Below are 2,278 nucleotides of genomic sequence, written 5' to 3'. Positions count from 1 at the left end.
GAGGAATTATTGGCGTTTACTCTTTTATAACCGAAATATATTTAACTATCTGCATGGCGAGGTGGAACAAGACGGCGAAATGGAAACGCACGAAGATTGAGCTGCTGAAAGCGCGCGACGGCCTGCTGTGCTGGTTGTGCAACCGGCATCTGCTCAAGGGCGGAAAGCGCAAGAACCGGCAGATCACGATCGAGCATCTGGTTGCCCGCTCGCTGGGCGGCGGTGATGATTTGACCAATCTTGCTCTATGCCATCCCGGCTGCAACCGGCATCTGGCCGACCGACCGCTAGAGAAAAAGCAGAAGATTAGGGAAAAGGTTCGCCGCGAAACGGCACGCCGTGTGGTGGGATTGAAGGCTGGTGGATGAGGTTCCGAGCGTTTAGTGCATTTAGTAAACTGTCACCGTAATCCCGGGGGGAGAGGAGGTCGTAGTCGGGCGCGAGGCGGAGCCCAAAGTTTGTCAAACTTGGGGCCAAGGACGCCTTGTTTTGCGTCATGTTGGATGGATTGTTCCAAATGTAGGAAATTTTGTTTCGTGTGGGTTGGTGGTGGTGTTTGATCTGCCCGTCACCCCGGCGAAGGCCGGGGGCCAGCGAATGAAAAAGCCGCTACGCGACATTTTCTTTGGACTGGGTCCCCGCCTGCGCGGGAATGACAAGGAGTGGCGCTAGTTAGCTTTTGAAACAATTTTCCCTGTGCCATTCCAGAAAATGCGGAAGTGGCCGCATTGTGGGATCGTCAGGAGCAACGGCCGTTCTGGTCGGCAATAGCAGGCGATCGATACTGCCGATATCATTGACATGCCGCGAAACCATGATCGAAAGGTCATCACCCAGCGACAACAAGCCGCGGTCAAACATCCAATGCATCGTTCCGCATAGCGCAAGACCATTATTGACGCTGTCAGGTCCTTTTGCAGATACTGGCTTTATATGAGCCGCTTCCACTTCAGCACGCCCACCGCCGTTGATAAATTGTAAGCCAGTGAACGCGCAGCGTCGATCATAGGTCCGAACGATGGCTTTGCGAAAATTTGCATCTCTGGCCGTTCTGGACGTCAGAATTTTTCTACGCTCCTTTTCGTCCTCGAACAAAAACGGGGCGCGTTCTTCGGTGAAGGCAGAATCGTTGATAACATCAATTCGCGGCAACACTGATTGATCTTCTCCCAAGCCGAGATTGATAATTCGAACAAAATCTTCTGGGATTAACGGTCGAACAGCGGCTTTAGCCTTGCGCAATCCCGACTCAACCAGTTCGCCATCTATTCGATGAGGAACATTCTGCCCAAAATCGAGATAACTACCCGGTTCAATTAACGCGAGGAAATGATCCGGTGTCGTGGGGTCAGGAACAATTTTTTCGACAAACGCAACCGCATAAAAGCCGCGACCGCCTGCTTTTACCGGTTCGTAGTATACCGCCCAATCGCCGTTAAACATAGACGCACGGGACAAATAGCTTTTGGGAAATTGATATTGTTCATCGGGTCTATCAGTGTAATGCGTATCGCGTCGGTGAACAAAGACCCCTGCCATGTTCGATGGAAGGCGCTGGCGGGATAGAGGTTACCCCCTACTCCGCAGCAACCCCTGCTTCCTCAAACATATCCGGCCCGTCATCGACCGCTTCGTCTTCATTGGCGACCTTGCCCTTGCGCTGGTCGAAGCTTGACCAGACGTCGTTCCATTCGCCCTTGGTCGCGCCTTTGGAATATTCGGTGGCGCGGGCTTCGAAGAAATTGGCGTGTTCGACGCCGTTCAGGAGCGGCGCGAGCCATGGCAGCGGGTGGTCTTCGACCATGTAGATCGGCTGGAAGCCGAGCTGTCCGAGACGCCAGTCGGCGATATAGCGGATATAGCGCTTGATTTCCTTGGCGGTCATGCCGGTGACCGGGCCGTCGCTGAACGCGAGGTCGATGAACGCATCTTCCAGCCGCACCGTCTTCTGGCAGCAGTCGATGATATCGTCCTTGACCGACTTGGTCAGGCAGTCGCGTTCCTGCACGAAGGTGTGGAACATCTTGATAATGCCTTCGCAGTGGAGGCTTTCGTCGCGGATCGACCAGGTGACGATCTGGCCCATGCCCTTCATCTTGTTGAAGCGCGGGAAGTTCATCAGCATGGCAAAGCTGGCGAACAGTTGCAGCCCTTCGGTGAAGCCGCCGAACATCGCCAGCGTCTTGGCGATATCCTCGTCATTGTCGACGCCGAATGTGCCCATATAGTCGTGCTTGTCCTTCATCGCTTCATATTCGAGGAACATCGAATATTCGCT

The 2,278-nt window shown here is 54.0% G+C and carries 3 protein-coding genes; 1 reads left to right on the top strand and 2 read right to left on the bottom strand.

What is annotated here, in order from left to right; all coding sequences use genetic code 11:
* Positions 1-368 (top strand): HNH endonuclease (locus WBM93_RS07580; RefSeq protein WP_424430352.1); only part of this gene is annotated, 368 nt, incomplete at its 5' end.
* Positions 369-672: 304 nt separating this feature from the next.
* On the opposite strand, the gene WBM93_RS07575 is transcribed toward WBM93_RS07580, so the two are convergent.
* A complete protein-coding gene (locus tag WBM93_RS07575; RefSeq protein WP_424430350.1) occupies positions 673-1,539 on the bottom strand; it encodes an HNH endonuclease in 867 nt (288 codons plus the stop codon).
* Between the two features lie 37 nt (positions 1,540-1,576).
* Positions 1,577-2,278: ribonucleotide-diphosphate reductase subunit beta (locus WBM93_RS07570; protein ID WP_424430347.1), on the bottom strand; the 702-nt coding region annotated here is incomplete at its 5' end.

The organism is Parasphingorhabdus sp., from assembly GCF_049667325.1.
Classification (GTDB): domain Bacteria; phylum Pseudomonadota; class Alphaproteobacteria; order Sphingomonadales; family Sphingomonadaceae; genus Parasphingorhabdus.
This window is presented reverse-complemented; position numbering and strand designations above follow the sequence as displayed.

Excerpts from the sequence above, each read along its gene's own strand:
- WBM93_RS07575 (WP_424430350.1), bottom strand. The coding sequence starts at position 1,539 with ATGGCAGGGGTCTTTGTTCACCGACGCGATACGCATTACACTGATAGA.